18 protein-coding genes and 1 pseudogene are annotated in these 24132 nt (G+C 65.1%); 7 read left to right on the forward strand and 12 right to left on the reverse strand.

Annotated elements, in window-relative coordinates; genetic code table 11:
- Positions 1 to 123 precede the first annotated feature (123 nt).
- A pseudogene (locus IEV67_RS19015) lies at positions 124 to 486 on the forward strand (CPBP family intramembrane glutamic endopeptidase); the annotation flags it as partial.
- Positions 487 to 665: 179 nt separating this feature from the next.
- Here IEV67_RS19015 and IEV67_RS15690 read toward each other — a convergent pair.
- Positions 666 to 1175, reverse strand: coding sequence for a TetR/AcrR family transcriptional regulator (locus IEV67_RS15690; RefSeq protein ID WP_373284500.1), 510 nt, complete (start codon positions 1173 to 1175; stop codon positions 666 to 668).
- Positions 1176 to 1336: 161 nt separating this feature from the next.
- Between IEV67_RS15690 and IEV67_RS15695 the strand changes: the two genes are divergently transcribed.
- On the forward strand, positions 1337 to 1912 hold the full coding sequence (locus IEV67_RS15695; protein WP_188437503.1) for a DnaJ family domain-containing protein: 576 nt from the start codon (positions 1337 to 1339) through the stop codon (positions 1910 to 1912).
- An 87-nt stretch (positions 1913 to 1999) separates the two neighbouring features.
- Here IEV67_RS15695 and IEV67_RS15700 read toward each other — a convergent pair whose 3' ends face one another.
- Entirely contained in the window at positions 2000 to 2911 is a 912-nt protein-coding gene (locus IEV67_RS15700) for a helix-turn-helix transcriptional regulator (RefSeq protein ID WP_188437504.1), read from the reverse strand.
- 130 nt (positions 2912 to 3041) lie between these two features.
- On the opposite strand from IEV67_RS15700, the gene IEV67_RS15705 reads away from it, so the two are divergent.
- From IEV67_RS15705 to IEV67_RS15715, 3 genes are read left to right on the forward strand one after another with little or no spacing between them, the layout of a single operon-like run.
- A complete protein-coding gene (locus tag IEV67_RS15705) occupies positions 3042 to 3233 on the forward strand; it encodes a ferredoxin (RefSeq protein WP_188437505.1) in 192 nt (63 codons plus the stop codon).
- Positions 3220 to 4443, forward strand: coding sequence for an NAD(P)/FAD-dependent oxidoreductase (locus tag IEV67_RS15710; protein ID WP_188437506.1), 1224 nt, complete (start codon positions 3220 to 3222; stop codon positions 4441 to 4443). Before IEV67_RS15705 ends, IEV67_RS15710 begins: the two co-directional genes overlap by 14 nt.
- Positions 4440 to 5660, forward strand: a complete 1221-nt coding sequence (locus IEV67_RS15715) for a cytochrome P450 (protein WP_188437507.1) — start codon at positions 4440 to 4442, stop codon at positions 5658 to 5660. The genes IEV67_RS15710 and IEV67_RS15715 overlap by 4 nt, the downstream gene beginning before the upstream one ends.
- Before the next feature lie 9 nt (positions 5661 to 5669).
- Here the strand turns inward: IEV67_RS15715 and IEV67_RS15720 are convergent, their stop codons facing one another.
- Positions 5670 to 8789: a GH92 family glycosyl hydrolase gene (locus IEV67_RS15720; protein ID WP_188437508.1), complete on the reverse strand. Its 3120-nt coding sequence runs from the start codon at positions 8787 to 8789 to the stop codon at positions 5670 to 5672.
- A 94-nt stretch (positions 8790 to 8883) separates the two neighbouring features.
- On the opposite strand from IEV67_RS15720, the gene IEV67_RS15725 reads away from it, so the two are divergent.
- Positions 8884 to 9780, forward strand: a complete 897-nt coding sequence (locus IEV67_RS15725) for an AraC family transcriptional regulator (protein WP_188437509.1) — start codon at positions 8884 to 8886, stop codon at positions 9778 to 9780.
- Here IEV67_RS15725 and IEV67_RS15730 read toward each other — a convergent pair.
- The 8 genes from IEV67_RS15730 to IEV67_RS15765 form a co-directional block, all read right to left on the reverse strand.
- Positions 9770 to 10846 (reverse strand): Gfo/Idh/MocA family protein, encoded by a 1077-nt coding sequence (locus IEV67_RS15730; RefSeq protein WP_188437547.1) that lies wholly within the window; start codon positions 10844 to 10846, stop codon positions 9770 to 9772. The genes IEV67_RS15725 and IEV67_RS15730 overlap by 11 nt on opposite strands.
- Before the next feature lie 36 nt (positions 10847 to 10882).
- Entirely contained in the window at positions 10883 to 11641 is a 759-nt protein-coding gene (locus IEV67_RS15735) for a ThuA domain-containing protein (protein ID WP_188437510.1), read from the reverse strand.
- A complete protein-coding gene (locus tag IEV67_RS15740) occupies positions 11638 to 14277 on the reverse strand; it encodes a family 78 glycoside hydrolase catalytic domain (RefSeq protein WP_188437511.1) in 2640 nt (879 codons plus the stop codon). Before IEV67_RS15740 ends, IEV67_RS15735 begins: the two co-directional genes overlap by 4 nt.
- A 2-nt stretch (positions 14278 to 14279) precedes the next feature.
- Complete coding sequence (locus IEV67_RS15745; RefSeq protein ID WP_188437512.1) at positions 14280 to 16151, reverse strand: beta-L-arabinofuranosidase domain-containing protein; 1872 nt, start codon at positions 16149 to 16151, stop codon at positions 14280 to 14282.
- Positions 16148 to 16975, reverse strand: coding sequence for a carbohydrate ABC transporter permease (locus tag IEV67_RS15750; protein ID WP_188437513.1), 828 nt, complete (start codon positions 16973 to 16975; stop codon positions 16148 to 16150). The genes IEV67_RS15745 and IEV67_RS15750 overlap by 4 nt, the downstream gene beginning before the upstream one ends.
- Positions 16972 to 17826: a carbohydrate ABC transporter permease gene (locus tag IEV67_RS15755; RefSeq protein WP_188437514.1), complete on the reverse strand. Its 855-nt coding sequence runs from the start codon at positions 17824 to 17826 to the stop codon at positions 16972 to 16974. Before IEV67_RS15755 ends, IEV67_RS15750 begins: the two co-directional genes overlap by 4 nt.
- A gap of 140 nt (positions 17827 to 17966) precedes the next feature.
- Positions 17967 to 19283, reverse strand: a complete 1317-nt coding sequence (locus tag IEV67_RS15760; protein ID WP_188437515.1) for an ABC transporter substrate-binding protein — start codon at positions 19281 to 19283, stop codon at positions 17967 to 17969.
- 145 nt (positions 19284 to 19428) lie between these two features.
- Positions 19429 to 21387, reverse strand: coding sequence for a TIM-barrel domain-containing protein (locus IEV67_RS15765; RefSeq protein WP_306441002.1), 1959 nt, complete (start codon positions 21385 to 21387; stop codon positions 19429 to 19431).
- A gap of 272 nt (positions 21388 to 21659) precedes the next feature.
- Here IEV67_RS15765 and IEV67_RS15770 point away from each other — a divergent pair, with 272 nt between their 5' ends.
- Positions 21660 to 23258 (forward strand): stealth family protein, encoded by a 1599-nt coding sequence (locus tag IEV67_RS15770; RefSeq protein ID WP_188437517.1) that lies wholly within the window; start codon positions 21660 to 21662, stop codon positions 23256 to 23258.
- On the opposite strand, the gene IEV67_RS15775 is transcribed toward IEV67_RS15770, so the two are convergent.
- Positions 23206 to 24123: a phosphodiesterase gene (locus IEV67_RS15775; RefSeq protein WP_188437518.1), complete on the reverse strand. Its 918-nt coding sequence runs from the start codon at positions 24121 to 24123 to the stop codon at positions 23206 to 23208. The genes IEV67_RS15770 and IEV67_RS15775 overlap by 53 nt on opposite strands.
- Between the last annotated feature and the right edge of the window lie 9 nt (positions 24124 to 24132).

Consider the following 24132-nt stretch of genomic DNA (forward strand, 5'->3'; position numbering starts at 1 on the left):
AGCATCCTCCTCGCCGTCGCACTCCCGATCCTCATCATGGGTGGACTGCTGCTGCTTCTGGCGTTCTCTCTCGGATGGTCGCGCGAACTGTTCGCGCGTCAGCCGCTCCGAGGAAGACCATGGATGTGGATCGCCGTCGTACTCGTGATCATCCCGATCATCCTGCGACTGATCGCGACGAACTGGTCCGCCTATTCGGTGGCGACCGTTTTCTCGCTGCTGTTCCTCGGGCTCTGCGTCGGTTTCGCCGAAGAGGTCCTGACCCGTGGATTCGTGGTCAACATGCTTCGCAAAGGCGGCGCCGGAGAGAAAGTCGTGTTCCTGCTGTCGTCGGTGTACTTCGCCGCCCTGCACTCCGGGAACATCGTTTCAGGCCAGGCACCCTTGAGCGTCCTTCTGATCGTGATCTACACGTTCGGATTCGGGGCGATGATGTACCTCTCGCTGCGAGCGACAGGCAGTATCGTCTGGGTGATCTTGCTCCATGCAGCCACCGATCCCATCACCATCCTCGCCACCGGCGGGATCGACGCGCATTCCGCCACAACCGCCGGCTCCGACGGACTCATCGGCATCGCCGGGATCTTCAATTTCGTCTATATCGCACTGGGACTCCTGGCGATCATTCTCGTGAAGAACCGACACGAGGGATCGACGCCGGTTCCTCACGACGCAGGGCAGAAGAGTCGATCTAGATACTGGTCGATGGCCGTGAGCGCCGCTTCCGGTTCGATGACGTCGAGTTCGAGAAGCGGTGCGAGACCGGTCAAGGCAAGAATGAGGTCTGTTTCGACGGCCGGATCGCGGTTCGCGGGTATCTGCCCCTGGCTCATCGCCTGTCGGATCAGGCGTTCGACCATTGCCCGCCCGTCGCGCAGTCCGACGGCGACTTGCTGGCGCAGCGCCGGATCGTGCATCGCTTCGACGACGTAGGCCGCGTTCATACGACTCGTCGCTCGAGCGTCGGGCCGAAGCGGGAGAAATTCGACGAGAACCACTCGCAGCACGTCGCGAGGATGCGGAGGCTGATGGAGCACGGCTATGCCCTGCGTCACACGCCGGGCCGTCTGATCGGCGGCGAACTCGATTGCGAAGTTCAGCATCTCCGCACGGGACGAGAAGTAGTGCTGCAGCTGTCCCAGCGACACCCCCGCCTCGCGGGCGACTTCGCGCATTGTCGTCCGTGCCCAGCCCTGCTGGTCGACGATCGTCCACAGCGCATGGGCGATGGACTCGCGTCGCTCGCGATGATCGACCTGTTTGGGCACGCCGCCTCCTTATTCCAATACACTTGACATAATACAGCTGACCGAGAAACGTCGTGGATGTGAGGCCGATGACATCACCCGAGTCGATCCCGCCCCTCCCTTTCTACAACCCGGCCGCCTTCGCGTTCGACACCGAGGTGGCGATCGCGCTGATCGCGGACATGCAGATACGCAAGGCGATCGAGCGCGGCGAGTTCGATGATCTGCCCGGCAGCGGTGAGCCGCGCGACCTGCCTGACCACCATGACCCGGACTGGTGGCTCAAGAGCCTCATGAAGCGGGAGCGGATCATGATGCTGCCACCCTCCATCCAGCTCCGCAAGGACGACGCCGCACTGGATGCGGAACTCGATCAGCTCTCGAACGATGCGGCCGTCCGCCATGAGGTGGAGCAGTTCAATGAGCGAGTCATCCGTGCGCGATATCAACTCCCCGCGGGGCCGCCTCTGGTCACCATGCCGCGTGACGTCGAAGCCACCGTCGCTGCGTGGGCTGATCGCAGAGCGACCCGAGCTGAAGAGGCACACAAGAAGGCGGACGAAGAATCCCAGGCACGCGAAGGAGCGAAGAGAAATGACCGCAATCGCCGACGACTCTTCCGCAAGCGAACGAGTCGATCCACGCGTCGCGGCACTGAGAAGTAGTCAGGATGCTAAGCCAGCCGCATCACTGCGACCATGTCATGCGGGCGCGATGAGCAAGGCCCCGCCCTTACAAGAGTCCGGCGCAGGTCAGGGGCGGATTCGACCTGACCCGTAACGGCTCGGAGGCTGCCCGAAGATCGTCGAGAACACCCTCGAGAAGTACAGCGGATCCTGGAACCCGACTGCCCTGGCGACCTCACTCACGCGTAGACCGCTGGAGGTGAGGAGCCACACTGCGCGGTCCATCCGTCGGTCACGCACCCACGTGGACACAGAGGTTCTCGCCCAACGGACGAAGAGCCGCTCGGCCGTCGACGAGCTGCAGTCTCCGGCGCGCGCAACGTCGGCGACACTGAGTCGCTCGTGCAGGTTCTGCTCGACGTAGTCGCACATCCGTTGGAAAGCGAGCGGGGGCTGAGGGCCGGATACAGCGTGTCCTGCCGCCGCTCGTAGGTACTCTTCGTGCAACAGAGTTCCGAGGGAACGGAGCAACTCCTCGTCCATGGAGCCCCGAGCGAACCTGTCGATCGCATAGCCACCGAGCGCCGAGACGGTATCAGCAACGGCGTTCGGCGGAGTCAGGACGATCGGCTCACCGGACTCGCCTCGACGAAAGTCGACCCCCATGAGCGCGTCGTCACCGAAAGGCGCGCGCGCGACCACCGCGTGCTTCGCGCTGTGCCACGGCACGATGTGCACTGTCCCGACAGTGAAGGGATGCCGAGTATCGGCCTCCCAGCGCACGCCGTGCCGCCAAGGCAGCCAGAGCGCCGATCCCTTCCCGACTTCAACGTTCAACGAGCCGGTGCGCACCATTCCTCGGCCGCTCACCACCCACGCGTAGCACACCGTCGCGACGACGTCGTTGCGGATTCGCTCTGCGGAGCGGAAATCGTACGTGTTGGCACCGACGAGAACCGGACCTCCATCGCGCGCGAAGGCGCCAAGCGAGGATTCGGCACCGCCGGGCGCGGAGGCGGATGTTTCGTCGACCGTCACGAACCCAACGTAGGGCATTGTGACTGAAACATCCATGAAATGGATTGTCCTACCCCGTTGATCACTGAGCTGTTGCGTCTAGCTTTGATGTACTTGACCGCGCACGAACGTGCATGGGAGGACGGGAACTATGAAGATCGACGTGTCACGAACCGCCTGTGTTGGAGCCGGACAGTGCGTCCTCGTCGCCGAAGAGCTCTTCGACCAGGACGATGAGGGCCTCGTCATCCTCCTTGACGACTCACCTGCCGCCGCGGATCAGGCCGCCGCGCACAAGGCAGCAGCCCTCTGCCCCGCTAGGGCGATCCGTGTCGACGGGTGACGGTCACGCGGGAGCACCCTCGCGCATCGTCGTCGTCGGTGCGCAGACAGCAGGCTTCGCGACCGTCGATGCCCTTCGCGCGGAGGGATACGACCGCGAACTGGTCCTGATCGGCGCAGAGCGGCATCTGCCATACAACCGGCCTTCCTTGTCGAAGCAGGTGCTCTCCGGGATGTGGCAGCCGGCAGAGGCATCCATCGCCGACGAACGACTAATCGAGGCACTTGAGCTCGACCTGCGACTCGGCACGCGGGCGACCGGCCTCGACCAATCCACTCGCACCTTATCGACGGATCGCGGACCGGTCGCATACGACGCTCTCGTGGTCGCGACGGGCTCGGACGCAATCCGTCCGCAGTGGGCGGATGCTGCACCCGGCCGGGTCTTCTTCCTGCGATCGCTCGACGATGCCGTCGCGCTCGAACGCGCGCTGACGGGCGCCGCCTCCGGGCTGCGCGTCGCGGTTGTCGGCACCGGCCTCCTCGGCTCCGAGATCGCCGCAACGCTGCGAAAGCGTGGGGCCGAGGTGACACTTGTCGGACGATCCGGAGGATTCCGTCTCGGAGCCGTCGGCACCGGCTTTTCCGATCGAATCCATGCTCTTCACCAGGCACACGGCGTACGCGTCGTGCTGGGCTTGGATGTCGCCGGCGTAGAGCCGACGTCTGATGCTGTCCGCATGGTTCTCTCCGACGGCACGCACATCGAAGTGGACATCATCGTCGCGGCTGTAGGCTCACGGCCGGCAATCGGATGGCTCGCGCACGCGGGACTCTCCGCCGAACCTGCCCTGCTCGCCAGTTCTAGGGGGGTTGTCGCGCCGGGCGTGTACGCAGTGGGCGACGCCGCCGCGTGGCTCGACCCCGTCACCGGCCGTCACACGCGCAGCGAACATCAGCAGACTGCCATCGAGCAGGCCCACGTGGTGGCGCACCTTCTCTACCCCGGCGAGACGAGCCCCTACCCTCTGCCCTTCTTCTGGACAGAATTATACGGAGAACGGGTACAGGTGCACGGCCGCTTCGAGGATGTCTCGGATGTCGTCGAGCTCGGCGGAGACTCAGCTCTCGGCCGCGCTGTCTGGGGCTATCGCCACGACGGCCGAGTCAGGGGCATCGTCGGCTGGAAGGCCTCCAAAGAATTCCGTCTCCAGCGCGCCGCCCTCATGAAAGCATCGCCCGTTCTCGAACCCGACGGAGGAACCCCGTGACCGATCCGGAATCACCATCAACCGGCGCCCAGCCGACGGCAGCAGTCTGCCCGTTCTCCGGGCATACGCTGCCCTCCGACGGCCGCCCCCTCGCGCCGTCGCCCTTCTTCGCCGAGCTGCGAACCGAAGGCGGCGCGCACCCGCTGCGCTTCGCCGACGGGCACGAGGGGCTTCTCGTCACCAACCACGAACTCGCCCGTTCGGTCCTCTCCGACTCGCGCTTCAGCCAGCGCCCCCAGCGCTTCCCCCTCGGCCGCGGCCAGATCGTCGAGCCCGACCTGGCGAACCCCGACGCACGCGCGCTTGCGAGCGCCGATCTGCTGTCGCTCGATGGCAGCGCGCACGAGCGCCTGCGCAAGATGGTCACGGGTCGGTTCTCGGTCAAGGCAGTTCGCGCTCACCGCGAGACGATCGAACGCATCGTGACCGAGCAGCTCGAGCACTTGCTCGCTCAGCCGACCCCTGCAGACCTCACGCTGCATTTCGCCGAGCCGATCTCCGCTCGTATCCACGCGCACGTGCTCGGTATCATTCCCGAGCTCGTCGACGACTTCGTCACGACAGTCGTGTACGGAACTGATGGACATGCGAAGCACGAGTTCGGCCGACGTGCGATCAAGGCACGGAGGCAGAGCCCAGGCGATGACGTGCTGTCTGACCTGATCGCGTCAGACCTCACCGATGACGAGGTGCTCGGTCTCATGATGGTGCTCATGGTGTCCGGCCGGGACTCGGTCGCCTACATGATCGCCACGTCGACGGTCGCGCTCTTCACGCACCCCGATCAGCTAGCCACGTTGCGTGAGAAGTCTGACCTGATGCCAACGGCGGTGGAGGAGTTCCTCCGCTTCGGCGCGATGTTCGTCGGCTTGTTCCCCCGCACTGCGACAGAGGATCTCGAGATCGACGGTGTCAAGATCGCCGCGGGGCAGACGATATCGGTCTCGCCGGTAGCAGCGAACCGCGACCCGCAGCGCTTCGACGATCCCGAGGTCTTCGATGTCGAGCGAGACGCCTTCGGTCACCTCGGGTTCGGGTTCGGTCCCCACGGTTGCATCGGTCAGCAGCTCGCGCGCGTCGAGATCCGCGCGGCGATCTCGGCGCTGATCACGCGCATTCCCACGCTCGAACTCATCGATGCCGATCAGTTGCGTGTCCAGCCGTTCCAGCACGAAGTGCCCACATACCGGGCGGGCAAGGTACTCGTGAGCTGGTAGCACCGGCTCTCAGATCCAGGGGCCGCTCAAACCGAACACCTGGATCTGAGTGAGTCGGGCCGGCCCCTCGGCGATGATCCGGAGCGCGTGAGACACGACGCCGGAGTCCCGACCCGGCGCACGGAGCACACGGGTCTCGCCCGGCCACTCGAACCCGGGCTCCCCGATGTGACGTGATGCGTGTACGCGACCGTCGCGATCAAGCAGCTCGATGCGCAGGGCGGCAACGTCCGGCGTCGCGGCCGTGACCGTGAGAAACGAGACCACGGCTGGCGCGGTGAGAGAGATCTCGGCATCGTCGTCCGCCGCGAATGTCACAGCCTCGGCTCCGAGATCGTCCGTGAGCAGTTCGGGACGACGGATGCTGCCACGAGTGCCCGTCGACTCGGCGAGGTCTCTCATCGGCTCGCGATTGCCGTGCCCATCGCTCGCGGAGTACGGGCGGGAGTCGGCCGCCCATCCGGTCGCCGTCGACGAGAGATCGAACTCGATCACGCAACCCCGTGCGAGGGTCGCGTGATCGATCGAGATCGAGTTCCACTCGACCCCGTCCACTCGCACGCGCCGGATGAATCGGTCGCCGATCTGTCCCCCGCAGACCACGATCTCGATCGGCTGGCCGCCACTCGGAGCGAGCTTCGTCCGTTGAACCGAGGGCGGCACGAGGACATACGTTCCCGACGCCGGTACGAGTGGATACAGCCCGATGGTCGCGAAGATGTACCACGCACTCATCTCGCCGTTGTCCTCGTCCCCGGGGTAGCCCTGCCCGAAGTCCGAACCGACGAAGAGTCGTGAGAGGGCGTCATGGACGAGGGCGTGTGCATCGTCGTGGCGGCCGGAGAACATGTACATGAAGGGGATGTGATGCGCCGGCTGGTTCGACAGAGCCAGCATGCCCGACCGGACATCGCGCGCCTCCCGCATCTCATGGATGACGTACGGGTAGTGCCCGTGGAGTGCGGCGGAGGCAGTTTCAGGCTCGCGGAGCATCTGGTCGAGCGCGCGACCGAGCGCTTCCTCGCCGCCATGCAGTCGCGCGAGCCCCGCGCCGTCGTGCGGAGCGGTGAAGGCCGTACCCCAGGCCGTCGTCTCGGTGTAGTCGTGACCCCACTCGCGCGGGTCGAAGTCACCTCGCCACGAGCCGTCGGCGTTACGTCCGATGAAGAATCCGCGCTCACGATCGAAGACCTCCGCGTAACCCATCGAGCGTTGCGCGAAGTACTCCGCCTCCGCTTCCAGGTCGGGGTCGGCTTTGCGCCCGTGCCGATGTCGCTCTTCGGCGAGGAGAAGTGCGATGCGGGAGATCCCGGCATCGTTCAAAGCACTGTCGAGCGTCCAGGAGAGGCCCTCAAGCACCTCCGTCGAGACGAAGCCGCGGAAGATCGCGGGCACGAGTCCTTTCCGACCGACCCGCGGGTCTTCCGCGGGAACGAGCGCGTTCTTGCGGGCCGCGGCGTAGCCACGCTCGAGGTCGAGACCGCGGACGGACTTCACGACGAGGTCGGCGAAGACCAGGTCGAACGTCGTACCCGTCATGCAGTCCTCGGCCGCGGGCGCGCTCCAGCGCGGCGTCCACCCCGACGCATCAACGTGTGCGAGGAATCCCTCGGCGTGTTCTGCCACTGCATCCGGCTGGAGCAGCGTGAGCAACGGCCACGCGGTGCGATAGGTGTCCCAGAATCCGTTCGACGCCGAGACGATTCCCTTCACGAGTGCCCCGTCGTACGGCGAGCGCGAGACCAGTCCGGCTCGGTCCAGCGCCGGCTCGCCGTACTTGGTTGGGTAGAGCAGAGCGCGATAGAGCCCCGACATGACGGATACACGCTGATCCTGCGTCGCGCCGTCAAGGACGATCATGTCGAGCGCCTCCTGCCACCGCCGAGCGGATTCCTCGAGCATCGCGTCGAATCCGCCGGGGTGGAGCGCGTTCGCTCGTGCATGCGCGACGTCCACGCTCGAGTGCCCGACGATCGCGTCGACCGGCACCCTGCCTGCGTGCACCGTCACGAAGCCATTCAGGCGCCCGGCTTCGACGCGGACGTCAGTCGTCGCCACGTCTGCGATGCGCACGTGGACAAAGGTGCGTGGCTTCTCCCCCTCCGATTCCAGCGCCGCGTCCAGCATCCAGACATCTCCGTCTTGCTGGATGTCGACGTCCGACAGGACACCGGCGTGGTCGAGCACGATCGATCCGTCGTCGCCCGGGAAGGTCGTCCGCAGAGCGACAGCGAAGTCGGAGGCGGTGAGTTCGGCGACAATACCACCGTCGAACTCGACACGGTAGCGGTGCGCACCGGCGTCCTCACGAAAGCGATCGAAGGTCAGCGCCCGCGCCTCACGTCCTGTGTCGGGGCGACGCAAGGCGCTGGGCATGAGTTGGAATACGCCGTAGTCCTTCATCCACGGACTGGAGATGTGCGAGGTCGCGAACGCCTGCAACGCGGGTCTTCGATCGACGCCGGACGCGGCGTACGTGTAGGCCCAGTCGACGGCAGATGCATCCGTCATGGGAAGGCCGAAGACGCCACCGTGCGGCAGCCCGACGAGTGGCGCCGTGTTGCCGCGTGAAAAGGCGGGTGACGAGTGGGTGCCGCGCCTAGTATCGACCTGCTGGAGCGACTCAGCCGACGAGCGATGCTGGCTGAGACTCACCCCGTCGACGTACGCGGTCACGGCGCGGTGCTGCGATCCGCGCAGCACCGCGACCGTCTCGACGACGCGCTTTCCCGCCAGCGAGTCGATGCTGATTCGCCGGAGATTCCATTGATCAGGCCACAGGCGACGGGCTTCGCCCTGCTCACGGGCGCCGGAGCCGCCACCATACTGGTCTGCCAGGCCGGTTTCGCTCAGCCATCGGCCGTCGTCGAACAGCACATCCACCGCGACTGCCGTGGCTTCGAAGCGCGTCTCGGTATCTTCGGTTCCGACCGGCAGCACGATCCAAGCCAGCTCATCGCCGGGGCTGACGATGCTTCCCGCGAGAACACCGGGCAGCCGACGCACGACCCGATCCTCACCACGCGCCGCGTCGATCCGCCACGGCTCGCAGTCCGAGAACCCGGTTCCGTCGGCACCGGTGAGCACCGATGCGGGAGCACCGCGATCCGCATCCCGTTGCAACCTCACTGAACCAGGTTATGCGAGTCGTCTTCCGATCCGCAGGCAGACGCGTCTCAATACATAGACGATTCGATCACGTCGAAACGCGTAGCATCCCTCTATGACCGACACGCGTCCTGAGCACACACCGCGCGAACTTCGTGACGACGACGGCGGCCCTGTCGTCGCGATCGCCAACTGGTACCGCTTTCGTCCCGGTGAACGCATCGTCAACCCCGATGTGCAGAGCGTCTTCTTCATCTGGGCCGTTGACGGCGAAGGAACGGTGTCCTGCCAAGGCAAGCGCTTCGACCTTTCGCCGGGAACCCTGCTGCGTCTGCCCTGGCGGCATCGCGTCGAGTACACAGCTGACCGGCACCACCCGTTCCACGTCGGAACCGTCCATGTCGTCCCCTGGCACGCATTCGGCGTCACGGTCGTGCCGCACGTGCCACATGACGCAGGCGATCCGCTGGGCGAAGACTCGCATCGCCGCGGTGATGCGATCCAAGGCCCCGCGGCCTTCCGGCTCAATCAGAACGCCCCGGCGCGCTCCCTCGTGGAACTCGGGTCTTACGCGGTCGAGACCCTCATCATGGCACCGTTCGATGAGACCGTCGCGAGAGCGCTCGGAGTACTGATCCTGCGAGAGGACGAGCGGATGCGCGGGGGCGGGAGCGTGCTCCCGAGTCCGCCCTCTCGGCTGGGAACGATGGTGGACTACATTGCGGAGAACCTGGACAGACCGCTCACGCTCACCGAGATCGTCCGCATCGGTGACTGCAGTATCGCTACCGCCGAGCGTCTGTTTCGCGAACACAAGGGCAGTTCTCTCGGCGCATGGGTCCGCGCGGAACGCATGCGTGCCGCCGCCCTCCTGCTTCGCACGACGGGACTCAACGTGCGAGAGGTGGCGAGCCGTGTCGGGTACGAGGATCCGCTGTACTTCTCACGCGTCTTCCGCAATGTGTACGACGTACCGCCGAGCCGCTACGCGACCCCCACGATCAGGCCGTGACCGCCTCGTCGAGGCGGACCTCGCGTCCCTCGCTCGCAGACCGGTAGATCGCGTCGATCACCCGTGTGCGCGCAAGCGCCTCGCTGCCGTCGTGCCGTGCCCACCTCGAATCGCCGGCGCGCACTTTCGCTACGAAATCGGAGACGACTCGCTCGTGTCCGCCGTGCGCGCCGAACTCGAGGAGATCGTCCGCAGCCGCTCCTTCTGCATCGTCGCGATAGATTGTGATCGAGCCCGGTTCGCCCGGTTGGCGGAGGACGACATCTGCACCGGCCTCCGTGCCGTAGAGAACGAGCCGCAGTTCGTCCTCCTCCTCACGAAGAAGCGCCCAGCTCGCCTCGACCAAGGCGGTCCCGCCTCCCTCGAGCCGGAGCATTGCCACCGCGTAGTCCTCGACCTCGAAGTCTCCGGCCCGCGAGAGATCCTTCATCCCGCCGCGTCCGCGTGTTCCGAACTCTGCGTAGGTATTCGCATTCACAGCAAGTACCTCTGGCTCGCCGAGCACATGCAACGTGTAGTCGAGCACATGCACGCCGATGTCGATCATAGGACCGCCGCCGGCGCGTTCGGGATCCGTGAACCACGTGCCCAGCCCGGGGATTCCACTTCGCCGAAGCCACGAGGCCTTGACCGTGTACAGCCTCCCGAAGAGCCCGTCGTCGACCGCGCGACGCAGCGCGGCGATCTCACCGCGTCGACGGAAGTTGAAGGCGACGTCGAGTACGCGCCCGTTCGCTCGGGCCGCATCGACCATGCTCTGCGCGGCCGCGGCGTTGTTGGCCATCGGCTTCTCGGTGAGCACGTGGATGCCCGCTTCAAGGGCGGCGATGGCGACAGGAGCGTGCATCGCGGTCGGCAGAGCGATACTCAACACATCCAGCCCGCCCTCACGGATGAGGTCGGCCCAGTCGGCATAAGTCCGCGTCACCCGGTACTGCTCGGCGAGTTGTCCGAGCAAGGCGGTCTCCATCCCGGCAAGCGCGACGACTTCGACACCGTCGATCGAGTCGTAGAACTGGATGTGCTGCTGGCCGGCCCAGCCGATCCCCACGACCGCAGCGCGCAGGGGTGCCGATGAGACTGAGGGGGGGAGGGGACGATGTCATGGAGCGGTCCTATCAGATGGTCGATCAAGTGCGGACGAGTCGACGGGCCGACGGTGAGCGGACTCGCGCACGCCGCGTGCCCCGTCTGGTGTGGCCCATCGCACCGCATTGGCGAGTACGTCCCCGATCTCGGGCTGGTGATAGACCGGGTAGTCCTGATCGCCGGGCGAGAAGTAGAAGATCCGCCCGCGACCGCGGCGAAAAGTGACGCCCGATCTAAAGGCCTCGCCTCCGGAGAAACTGCTGATGAATACGACGTCGTCTGGCGCAGGAATGTCGAACGGCTCGCCATATACCTCCTGATCGTCGATGACGATGGGATGCGGAATACCCGCGGCGATCGGATGAGCGGGGCTCGCCGTCCACACGAGCTCCCGATCGCCGTCGTTGCGCCATTCCAGAGCACCGGTGGATCCGATGAGCGCTCGGAAGGGCTTGGAGATGTGGGCAGAGTGCAGCAGGAGCAGGCCCATCCCTCCGTGCACAGCATCCACGACTCGCGCGACTACCTGATCGTCCACCTCGTGGTGACGCATGTGGGCCCACCAAAGCAGGACATCGGTCTGCCCGAGCACTTCGGCGCTCAAGCCGTGTTCGGGCTGCTCCATCGTCGCTGTGCGAACCTCGGCAGTGGGCCCCAGCCTCGCCTCGAGCGCCTCGGCTATCACGGCGTGGATGCCCGCGGGATACCATCGCACGGCGGGCTCCTCTCCCCGGGACTCGTGGAAGTTCTCATTCCAGACAGTCACCCTCATGACGACAGGTTCCCAACTCGATCTGCCACACCGATGGGCTCGGCCGGATCGCCCCGCGCATCGACGATCGTCCAGCTGTGTCTCCCCGATCCGACGGCGAATTCGTCCGCCCCCGGAAGGTCGACGACGGCCGTCGTGTTGGCAGGCACTTCGGCCTCGACACGGAGCGAACCATCGGGAGTCTCCGCCCAGCCGACGCTCGCACTGCCGTAGGGAGTGTCGATCACCGAGGTCGCCCGATGTAACCCCGCCAGCGGTCGCGGTGCGACCCGAATACGCGAGTATCCCGGCGCATCCGCGCTCAGACCTGCGACGACGCGGTGTAGCCAGTCGGCAACGGCGCCGAGCGCATAATGGTTGAACGAGGTCATCTCCCCCGGGTTGATCGTGCCGTCCGGAAGCATGGAGTCCCAGCGCTCCCAGACCGTCGTGGCTCCCATGCGCACGGGATACAACCAGGATGGGCACTCCGTCTGCAGAAGCAGGCGAGCCGCTGCATCGTCGTGGCCTGTCGACGTCAGGGCATCGGCGAGCAGGGGTGTGCCGACGAATCCGGTGAGGACACGGTAGTCGCTTTCGTCCAGAAGCTCGACGAGCCGCTGAGCGAGAGCGACGCGCTCATCGCCCTGGACGAGGTCGAAAACGATCGCCAGGGCGTAGGCCGTCGCCGCATCCGACCTCACGCGGCCTGCGGCCGCGTCGACATACTCATCCGTCCAGGCGCTGCGCACCTCCTCGGCCAGCGCGGCGTAGTGGCGTTCCGATGCCTCGTCGCCGAGGGTTCGCGCCGCACGTGCGACGAGTCCGGCCGACTTGGCATAGTAAGCGGTCGCGACGATCTCGGCAGGTACTTTCGCGGCGCTGGGATCGTCGGGTGGGGAATCCGGATCGAGCCAGTCACCGAACTGGAATCCCCCGCGCCACAGCCGACTCTCGCCCGCCGCTGCGCGGATCTGCTCGACCCACCCCTTCATGCTCTCGAACTGGTCGGCGAGCACGCCCGCATCACCCAGCCGCTCGTAGAGCACTGACGGCACGACAGTTGCTGCATCACCCCATGCGGCCGCGGGCGGTCTCGGCCGCTTCACGATGTCAGGGACGATGAACGACACGGTGCCGCGCTCCTCCTGCTCGAGGCGAAGGTCGGTCAGCCATGACGCGAGAAAACCGCCGACATCGAACAGAGTCGCCGCCGTCGGGGCGAAGACCTGGATGTCGCCGGTCCATCCCTGGCGCTCGTCGCGCTGCGGACAGTCGGTGGGCAGATGCAGAAAGTTGTCCCGCATCGACCACACGACGTTCTCGTGGAGCTTCGTGACGAGGGGTTCGCTGCAGTCGAACCATCCGGTGCGGGTCATCTCGCTGTGCAGCACGACAGCAGTCACGTCCGCCGGGTTCGTACCGCCCGGTAGCCCGTCGATGCTCGCGTAACGGAAGCCGTGGAACGTGAACTCGGGCTCCCAGACGCGGTCGACGCCGTCGTGCACGTACGTGTCGGTCGCGGTCGCCGCTCGCAGCGGCCGCAGAGCGAGTTCGCCGTGCTCGAGCACCTCGGCATGCTGGAGGGTCAGAACAGTATCGCGCGGCGCGCGCACGCGAACGCGGAGTCGACCGGCGATGTTCTGCCCGAAATCGAGGATCGTCGCACCGGCGGGAGAGACATGCGCCGAGACGGCAGGCAGCTCCTCGATGGCCCGCACGGGAGGTCCGATGCGTGGGGTCGGGGTCGCCTGCCATTCAGTCTCGACCGCAAAGATCCAATCTGCATCATCGAATCCAGGGGACGGCCAGCCGTGCGGCTCGAGTCGCGCGTCGACCGACTCGCCGACGTAGATCCCCGTGTGGACGATCTCGCCGTGAGATGTGCGCCAAGATCCGTCGGTGACGATGTCCTCGGACGTACCGTCCTCGTACTCGACCACCAGCAGGCAGGCGACGGATGGTGTGTCCCCCCACGTCGGCTCGTCGTGCGCGTGCCGGTTGTAGCGCTCGCTGTACCACCCCCCGGCGAGACGGATTCCGATGACGTTGGCTCCCGCTGCCATCAGGGGCGTCACGTCAGTGGTCTCGTATGGCAGGCGCAGATCGTACGAACTCCACCCCGGCTTGAGGACATGGTCATCGACATCGACGCCGTTGATGCTGACCTGGTAGACGCCCTGCGCCGCCGCATAGAGCGTCGCTCGTCGCACCGGTCCACGAAGCGCGAGTTCACGACGGAAGATCCCCGCGCCTGTGCCCGACGCGATCGGATTCGCCTGCCAACGTCCCAGTTCCAGAGCGGCGCTGCGCGCTTCGAGTGGCACGCTCCAGTCGCTCCAGATACCGTCGGCGTCGGCGGTACGAACCTGGATCCATCGCGCCTCGCGTTCCGGGAGAGCATGGGCGAACGGCCACGCCACGAAGATGCTCGCTGGGCCTTCCAATCGCACCGTCTCGATCACCGCATCGTCTCCGACGAGCCGGACATCGGCCGCGCTCTGGGTCCAGTCCGACCCTGTCGCGACGCTCCGCCAGCTCACACGCGGACGGGACGTCGCCACCCAGCACGTCGGATCGGCGTGCTCGGTGCGGACACCCGTGACCGCATGGGTCGACGGAATGCGTGCCTGAGACACGCTGGGGGTGACGGACATGCTCACTCTTCACTTCCTTCGCCGCGGAGGGCGAGAACGGGCAGCTCGGTGATGCGCAGACGCGCCGAGCCATAAGGGACGAGCCGGTTGGGCTCGACGACGACCCAGGATGGATCCGGACTTTGCGGCGGCGGCGAGGCATCGGCTCCGTCGTCCGCCCACGAGGGGATCTGGCCGGCCATCACGTCGATGGAGACCGGCGGTGCGGATCGGTGGAACGGCAGTGCGCCGACCGCTCCGCGACCTGTTCGCCACGACTCGCGACCGCGTGGTCCGTCGACGACCAGACCCAGGTTCCAGTTGGTGCGGCGAGTCACGTGCCATTCGCCGATGCCGGGAGCAGCCGGGACAGACAGCCAGTTCTCTCCTGGAGACAAGGACATGACGAGAGGTCCGAGGCGCACAGCCACCGCTCCACGCGGGCGGTCGATGGTGCGGATTCGTTGTGGCAGGCGTAGGACGAGCTCATCCCCGTCGCTCCATTCGCGGTGGACGTCGGCGAAGCCCTCACGCGGTCGAAGTTCGAAGGGCTCCCCTGCCGCTGTGAGCGATGGGTCATCGCACCAGGCGGGGATGCGCAGGGCGAGCGCTCCGTCAACAGTCCCGGACGCCCCGGTCCGTATTCGCAGGCGGACCTCCTCTTCGAACGGATAATCGGTCTCCACATCGACCCGAATCTCACGGCCGCCCCATGTCGCCGCCACGGTGCATGGCGCGTACGAGACAGCCACGAGCCGGTCGCCATCGGCGAGCCAGAGTGAGCGCACGAACTTCGGCCATCCTTGGTGAAGATTGGCCGTGCAGCATCCGAAATGCGGCTCGAGGCCGAAGATGTTGGCGTCGTCAGTGGAGTACGACCATCCGCGCCGAGCGACCGTCGCGGCGATCTGGTTCGGTTGCTGGAGGTACTGGTGACCGCGCATCTCGGGATCAGAACACGCCGGGAGGTGGTTGAACGCGAGCAGCTCGAGTTCGTCCCCCCACGTGGCGTCGCCGAAGACGCGGAGATTGGTGGCTGCAGAGAACATCGACTCCACCACCTGACACGTCTCGATCCCCTGCGTGGCCTCGGTCCCCCCGAGCCACTCGTCGCCCGAGAACCACCCGTGCGCCTGGCCGTGCAGCAGACGCAGTTGCTCGATCTGCTCGATCGGCCGGACTGCGCGGGCCGCATCGCCGTCGCTCAGATACCATGCCGCTTCGGCGCGCAGGCCCATCGCGACGTTGGGGCCATGCGTCACGTGCTGAAAGCGGTGGACCTTTCCCTCTGGCAGATCGGTCGTGAGCGCGCGATGCCAATCGACGGTCTGCTCCTCGAGGAGGAGCGCCAGGCGACGGAGCTCGTCGCTCGGGCGCCGATCGTGCAGCCACCAGATCGACAACGCATTGTCAGCGCCACGGACTGCACCCCAGCTGATGAGCGGCCGGGCGGGAAGGTTCTCGAGCTGATAGCGGGCGTATCGTTCGATGAAGCCTTCGACGCGCTCGTCGCCCGTAGCGTCCGCATACTGGGTGAGCGCCTTGAGCGCCACCATCCGCGGCCACCAGTCGTCGCTGGTCGATGGTCCGAACTGGCCGTCGCCAGTCTGCGACGACAGCATCCATTCGATCCAGGGCATCGCGCGGCTCTTCAGATCGGAGTCGTCGAGCACCCACGCGAGCGGGACCAGACCGTCGAGATAATACGGTCCACGCTCCCAGTCCTCGCCGTCGCCGCCCTTCCAGGCGCTCGTTACGCCGACATCCGGCCAGATGTCCTCGAGGCGACCGGTGATGTTGTCCGCCTGAAGCCGCAACTGGCGTACGAGCCAACCAGACGGGCGCACCGCACCGAGGGGCAGCTCGGCGAGGGCCGCCGAAGGTCGGTCGCTCATCCCTTGACCGCCCCGTTCACCATGCCGTCGACGATCTGGCGGTTGAAGAAGATGTACAGCACGAGCGGCGGAATCGTGATCAGCAGGACGTCGGCGAACAACAGATTCCATTGACTCAGCGTTTGGCTCTGGAAGTTGAAGAGGGTCGCCTGCACGGTCACGTTCTCGCTCCCTGGGAGGAAATAGAGAGGCCCGGTGAAGTCATTGAAGACGCCGACCGACTGCACCACGATCATCGTCACGATGACGGGCTTGAGCAGAGGAAGCACGATAGTGAAGAAGACTCGCAGTGGACCGGCGCCATCCACCACGGCGGCTTCGTCGAGCTCACGAGGGATCGTCGCCACGAAGGCGGATGCCAGCAGCACGCAGAAGGGCAGGCCGCCGACTACCTCGATGAGGATCATGCCGAACATCGTGCGATACAGCCCGACGCTCTGCATCACCCAGATCGTCGGCACAATGGCCGTCGGCACGATGAGCGCGGCGAGGATGAGCAGTTGCGTGGCGTTGGTCCATAATCCGGCACGGCGCTGGATGACGTAACCCATCGCGGCGGCGAGGACGACCATGATCGTCACGCTCGTCACGGTCAGCGTCGTGCTGTTGATGAACGCTCGGACGATGACGTAGTCCCTGGCTTGAAAGACCTCGGCGATGTTCTCGAGAAGCACGAACTTCGTGGGCCACGTGAACTCGAAGCGTGAGGCGTCAGCTGCCGTCTTGGAAGCCGTGAGGAAGATGAACACGAACGGCACGAGGAAGACGACGGCCGAGATCGCGATCGCTATGATCCCTCGGACGCGCGGAGCGGACGATTTCATTGCTGAACCTCACGTCGCCGGAACCGTATCTGCATGGGGACCGTGATGAGCGCCACCACGAGGAAGAGCACGACGTTGCCTGCCGTGGACAGCCCGTAGAAGCCGGCCGCATACTGCTTGTATATGACCGATCCCAGAACATCGCTCGTGAATCCCGGTCCCCCGCCTGTCATGGTCCAGATCAGCTCGAACGAGCGCAGACCGGCGATGACGTTGAGGAGGACCACGGTGGTCATTGCAGGACGCACGAGCGGGAGCGTGATCGATCGGAAGAGCCGCCAGCTGCTCGCACCATCGATTCGTGCGGCCTCGTAGTAGTCCCGAGGGATCGCGACCAGGCCTGCCATGAAGATGAGGGTCGACACGCCGACGCCCTTCCAGACATCGACGAGCGCGACCGAGATGAGGGCGAGCGACGGATCGGTGAGCCAACCCGGCCCCGGCAACCCGAAGAATCCGAGCGTTGTGTTGACCAGACCATCGATCGGATTCAGCAGCACCTTGAAGGTGATGCCGATGCCCACGGCGGAGACGAGGACCGGGAAGAACATCACGGCGCGGAGATAGCCGCGGCCGAGAATCGGTCCGGTGAGCAGGACGGCCAGGGCCAGCCCCGTGACGACCTTCCCGACGCTCGTGATGATGGCGTACACGAAGGTGTTCCGGAAGCTGCCGAGCAGCTGCGGGTCGCGGAAAAAGGTGACGAAGTTGTCCAGCCCGATGAAGTCCGCTTCGAAAAGCGTCCACCGCGTGAGACTGAAGTAGAAGGACGACAGCGTGGGGACGACGAACACCACGATCATCAGCAGTCCTCCGGGCAGGAGGAACCACAGGGGGTACCGAGACTTCATCAGCCGCTTTGACGACGAGAGTCGTTTGGGCGCCCCCGCGTCTGTAGTGAGCATTGTCTCTGTCGTGGTCACTGTCATCGCGTCTCTCCGTCAAGCGGCCACCCGCCGTATCTTCTGGCGGGTGGCCGATCAGATTCCTGTTACCAGCCCTCGAGGCCGAGTTGTTGAGCCTGCTTCGCGACATCCTGGTCGTACAGCTCGGCTCCGCTCTTCGCATCGCGGATGCCGGAGCCGACCTCGACTGCAAGCTGCGGCAGGTTCGGACCCTTGAGGGGGCTGACGAACTCCAGACCTGGGCCGGTGTCACCGGCATCCACATAGGCCTGCAGCTCCTTGATGGCGTCAGGAACGTCATCGGGCACGGCGCAACGGTCGTTGGCGAACGGCCCGGTGTCGCCTGCGTCGATGAGCGCTTGGCAGCCCGCCTCGGACTGCGTGTAGGCGACGAATTTCTTCGCAGCTTCGAGCTTCGCGCCCTCTGCCGACTTCGGGATGAAGAAGCCGCCCGGCAGGAAGAGCGTGAGACGAGTGTTCTCCGGATCCTGTGCAGGCATCGCGAACATGCCGATGTCGTCGATCTTGTCGGGGTAGTTCTGTTCCACCGCACCGATGACTCCCGCGAGCATCGGGTAGTGCACCGCGGTGCCCTCGGCGACGGCTCGCACGCCGTCGTCGTAGAGCGCGGATGCGTAGTCGGCGCTCAGGAAGCCATCGTCGTACACCTGCTGAGCGTTCTTCCAGCTGCTGAGAGCCGGCTCGTCGGCGTACCCCACCTTGTTGGCGGTGTAATCCGCCGCCCAATCCGGGTCCTCGGCGGCGATGTTCGCGAAGTCGGCGAGGAGGATCAGTTGCGCCGTCCAGCTGTCGCCGAACGTCTGCTGCACTGGCGCGGCGACGCCGCTGTCGAGAATCGCCTGGTTGTTCGCGCGGAACTCGTCCCATGACGTCGGGACTTCGAGTCCCAGCTCCTCGTAGATGCGCTTGTTGTAGATGACGCCGCCTGGGGTCGTCCCGCCCGACGGAGCGCCGTAGACGCCCGCATCGGTGCTCACGGCGGGGAGATAGGAGTCGCTGATGTGCGAGAGCCACTCCTCGTCATCCAGCGGCACGAGGAAGTCATCTGGCCGGATGGCCTGCAGCAGCGATCCGGAGTTGTACGCGAAGACTTCGGTCATGTCGCCCGAGCTCAGTCGGGTCTTGATGACGTTGTCTCCCTCAGATCCGGACGGGATGGTGTCCAACTCGACTGTGATTCCCGGGTTCTCGGCTTCGAATCCTTCGATCAATAAGTTCGAGTACTCGACGGCGTCTTCGGTGTTGAAGTTCGTCAGACGGATCGTGACGCCCTCTTCGTCACCTCCTCCGATCGAGCCGACTGAGCAGGCGGAGACGGCAAGGGCCGTGACTGCCAGACCAGCCAGCGCGATGATACCCCTGGTGCGGGATGCTCTTCTCATGTGACACTTCCTCGTGATCGACATTGTGTTTTCGGTGCATGCGCGGACCGTTTCCGCATGGATGGCATGGCACCAGGACCCTCAGACTACGAAGCAGACAGAGCCGACCGGCACCCAATCCATTCTCAATATATGGACAAACCGATCACCGCGGCGGCGCGTCGCCGAAGTGCACCCACTCGATCTCGTCGATCTCGTCTGTTGACATGACCGCGACGGCGAGAGGGATGACGGCACCATCTTTGACGAAGACCGGGATCTGGCTGATCGACGGCGAGACAACGAGTCTCGTGCCGCCTGTGAGAAGCTCACCGGTCCAAAAATCCCTCCATCGCCCGTGCGGCAGATAGACGGAGCGCTCCGTCTGCTGAGCTGTCATCGGTGCGACGAGGATATCCGCACCGACCATGAACTCGTCGCTGATGGTGTGAGTCTCGATGTCATCGGGGTGATCGAGCACCAGGGCACGGAACGGTGGCAGGCCCGTCCGGCGATAGTCGGCGAACGCTGCGTCCAGGTAGGGAACGAATCGCATCCGAAGGCGGATGAGCTGTCGGCAGACTTCCTCGATCTCTTCCGCGTCCGCCGCGCGCTCCCCCGCGAGATTCGCCGTGGTATCGGTGTGAATCCACGGCGGCTGTGCGAGATACCACGCGTTCACCATCGCGATCGGAGAGAACACGGCGGTCTGCAGGCGCCGGATCAGATCGACGCTGTCTGTGGCGTGGCGAACTTCAGGGGCCCACAGCAGCCCGCTGAACGAGGATTGGGCGATCGCGTGGATGAACTCGGCGTGATCGTAAAGATCGCTGTACAGCACGAAGGGGTAAGGCGCTGCAAGGGCGTGCGAGTTCCTTGTGAGGCCGTAAGTGTCCTCGCCGGATGCGGCGAACGCTTTCAGAGTCGCGTCCTGGTACCGGATTCCGAACAGGCTGTGCATCTGCTCGCCGTCCGCGCCGGATGGAAAGGAGGACAGTTCGGGAAAGGACCAACCGCCGGTGAAATCGGAGTTGTCGCACTCGTCGAGCTTGAACCCCGCGATGCCGGCATCCACCAGCGGTACGTGCGCCGAGGCGAATACCTCCTGCGCTCGCGACTCCACGAAGTCGGGGACGAGGCCGTCCCACACACGGAAGTCACCACTCAGCGGAAGGAGTTCGTCATGGATCGTGGCGGAGCGATGAACGAAGCCGTGCTCCCACAGGTTCACCCGCATCCCCAATTGAGCGAGATCGTCGACCATGCGTTCCGGGTGAGGGAAGCGATCGCTCCATCCGTAGGAGCACGAGTACGCGGCGCTCTGCCATCCCGGCTCAATGCCGATGACATCGCACGGGATGCCGCGAGCACGCAGCTCCGTCGCCTGCCGAGTGACGTCTTCCTGGGTGAAATCCGTGGCTGTGCGGTACCAGAACCCCAGTCCCCAGCGCGGCGGATGTGCGCCGCCACCCGCAAACAGGTTGTACCGCTGAACGGCCTCGCGGATGTTCGGGCCGGCGAAGATGTAGACGTCGACTCCGCCGGCATGCGGCACCTCTGTCAGTACTTCGGACCCGATTGCAGAGTCACGCGTGTAGGCGACGGGCAGCGAATCAGTTCCGACGGATGCTCCCCCGCTCATCGAGCGAGGAGAATGCTCGCTTCGCCGCGCGGCCGATCCGACATAGACGGTGCCGTATCGCGCTGTGTCGACGAGCACCCCGTACCCGCCGGTCGACGCGTAAAAAGGCACTGGAGCATGCGAGTCGCCGGAATCGTTCTGCGGGTCGGCGTTCACTCGCAAATGCACTTTCCGCCCATTGAGCCGGAAGTTGCGAAGCTGCAGCCCGAGGCCGTAGATGCTCTCGGAGTCGTCCAGTTGATGGCGGACTTCAATCCCGCGGCTCGTGCGCCGGTACTCCACTCTGACGGGACACACATCGACATGCGGAAGCGAAGACAATCCGTCCTCGTCTGCACCGAAGCTGCGCGTACTGACCGGAGTAACTTCTTCCGGTTGCAGAATGCGCACCCGCCAGACGCCGGGATAAACCTGTTCGTACGTATTCGCCGCGGAGAATGCTCCGGACCGGGCCACTGGCTCTTCGACTGAAATATCGATCACCCATCGAATCTGCCGTTTCGGTCACCATCAGCACAGGGTGTGCGTGTGCATTCCATGGACGATTCCCGCACTGCTCCTCAGCCTGGGCGATGGCTCGGGACTAACGGTGTCGAGTGGCAGTCACGCCGAATCCACACCGAACAGCCATGGAATTATTTGGCAGCGCGGTGTGTTGTATCCGGTGGTGCCTGAAGTGACGTTCGCGCCCGGGTCCACCCGCCTTCTCGCGCTTCGGCGCCTGTAGCTCCTGTCGCGTCACGAAAGAGGTATCGATGCCAACACTCACACTCGTCCCTGAACAACCGCATCCGTGGTCTGCTCTGCTTGATCGCGATGACGTCGTCCTTGACGGGGGTGTGTTGCACATCGTCCATGACTCAGTAACACCGGAACAGGCGCGTATCGATGACCTGTTCTTGGTCGCGGCCGCTTTGGAGGGCGCCGGGATCGAGGTCGTCTTGATCCGAAACGATCACTCGGTCCCTGCGCTCGTGGTCGACGTCAATGCTCATGCTGCAGTCATGGCTGCGCTGGCGAAAGTGTGCGATGGCGAACCCCTGTACATCAAAGCAAAGCAGCAGCCGCCCGTGCTCGCGAGCGAAGCATCCGCGCCGCTCGCTGAGCAGGCTGCCGGCCCACGGGCCGTGCGCGTGTATCGCCCACGCATCACGACGAATCGCTCGCTGCGCTACGGCGCCTCGCTCGGGGTGCGCGTGGAGTTCTGGCGCCTACAGGACGATCTCGTCGAGGCTCCGAACGACAATGCGCTCACGCGTCGCACCATCCCTCGCGACGATCTCTCCTTCGCCACCATCGAACGCTATGGGCGCCAGTGGCGCACGATCGCGGGCATGTTCGATCCGCAGCCGCACGAGTTCATCGACGAAGTTGACATGGTCTTCTCATGGGTCGACGGATCCACGAGTGAGTTCCAGCGCCAGCGGGCAGCACACATGGCGGAGTACGTCGTCGGCGAGGGCGATGACAGTCCTGCCCGGTACCGTCATGTCGACGAACTGCGCTACGCGCTGCGGAGCGTTCATATGTACGCCCCCTGGGTACGGCGCATCTTCATAGCGACCGACTCCCCCGCCCCCGCCTGGCTGATCGATCACCCAAAGGTGACGCTCATGCGCAGCGAGGACTTCTTCGCCGATCCCTCAGTCCTGCCCACCCACAACTCGCACGCCGTCGAGGCGCAGCTGCACCGGATCCCTGGCATCGCCGAACACTTCCTGTATGCGAACGATGACATGTTCTTCGGTCGAGTGGTCTCCCCGGAGCTGTTCTTCACGGCGGCCGGGGTGACGAAGTTCGTCGAGTCCGAGGTGCGCATCGGCACCGGATCCCCCGCGCCGCATCGCAGCGGCCACGACAATGGCCTTCGAGTGAACCGGGAACTCCTGAGAGCCCGATTCGGCCGCACGATCACGCGCGACCTCTCACACTGCGCCACTCCGCTGCGCAAGAGCGTCATGGCCGAGCTCGAACATGAGTTTCCGGAGGATTTCGAGCGCACCGCGGCATCTCGATTCCGCTCCGCCGCCGACATCTCAGTGACCAACAGCCTCTTCCATTACTACGCGCTCATGACCGGGCGGGCAGTCGCCACCAGCGAACCTCGAGTGCGCTACGTGCACACGACGCTCTTGACCGCACTGCGACGCATGGAGCGGCTCGCTGAAAGAACTGATGTCGATATGTTCTGCCTCAACGATGGCGGCGAGACAGAACTCCCCGAAGAAATCAGAATCCGCGCTATTCGCGGGGCGCTGGAGCGGATGTTCCCGGTGCTGCCACCGTGGGAGCGTGCCGACGTCAGCGATGCCGGGCGATCGGCTCAGTCGGAGCATCCGCCGATCGTGCGCTGAACGGGCCGATACCGTCGGCGGAGAGCCGCCGACGGACCTCGGCCGCGTCGATGTGTTCAAGTGTCCGCGGCACGTCGATCGGCACTACCGAGTGCACCACCGTGTCATCGAATACATGCACGAGGTTGAAGGCCTGTGCGCCGTCCTGCGGACGCGTGCCACCGGTCGGCACTGTGAGGTCTTGCGAATAGCAGGTCGACGATGCGACCGAGACGGGAATGCCCGCGAATGTCGCGAAGGTCGAGTAATGCAGATGACCGGCGATGATCGCCCGCACGTCGGTGCCGCGCAGCACCTCGGCGAGCCGCAACTGATCGCGCAGTTCGACGCTCACAGCCAACGGCAGCACGCTTGGCACGGGAGGGTGATGCATCGCGAGGATCGACCCCAGCGGTGCCGGCGTTGCCAGTTCATCCCGAAGCCACTCAAGTTGCTCGTCGCGCAACTCGCCATAGTGCTCGCCCGGAACGGTCGAGTCGAGAGTGATCACGCGCAGCCCGTTGATCTCGTCCACCCGATCTATCGGCCGCAGGTCGGCCGCTTCATCCAATAGCCGTTCGCGGAACGCCCCACGGTCATCATGATTGCCCATGACCCACAGCACGCGCGCACCCAATCGCTCGGCAAACGGCTCAACAAGGCCACGAAGGGTTGAGTAGGCGGCAGGCTCACCCAGGTCGGCGAGGTCGCCGGTGAAGACGATCGCGTCGGGCGTGATACCGGATGCTTCAAAGACCGTTAGCGCGCGGGCCAGCCGTTCGGTGCCATCCACCAGATCGAACAGACGTGCGCCCTCCGCAGTCAGGTGGGTGTCACTCAAGTGCAGAAGGGTCTGCCCAGGGAGGGGATACTCAGCGCTGCGCATCGTTCGGCT

Source organism: Microbacterium murale (genome assembly GCF_014635185.1).
GTDB lineage: Bacteria > Actinomycetota > Actinomycetes > Actinomycetales > Microbacteriaceae > Microbacterium > Microbacterium murale.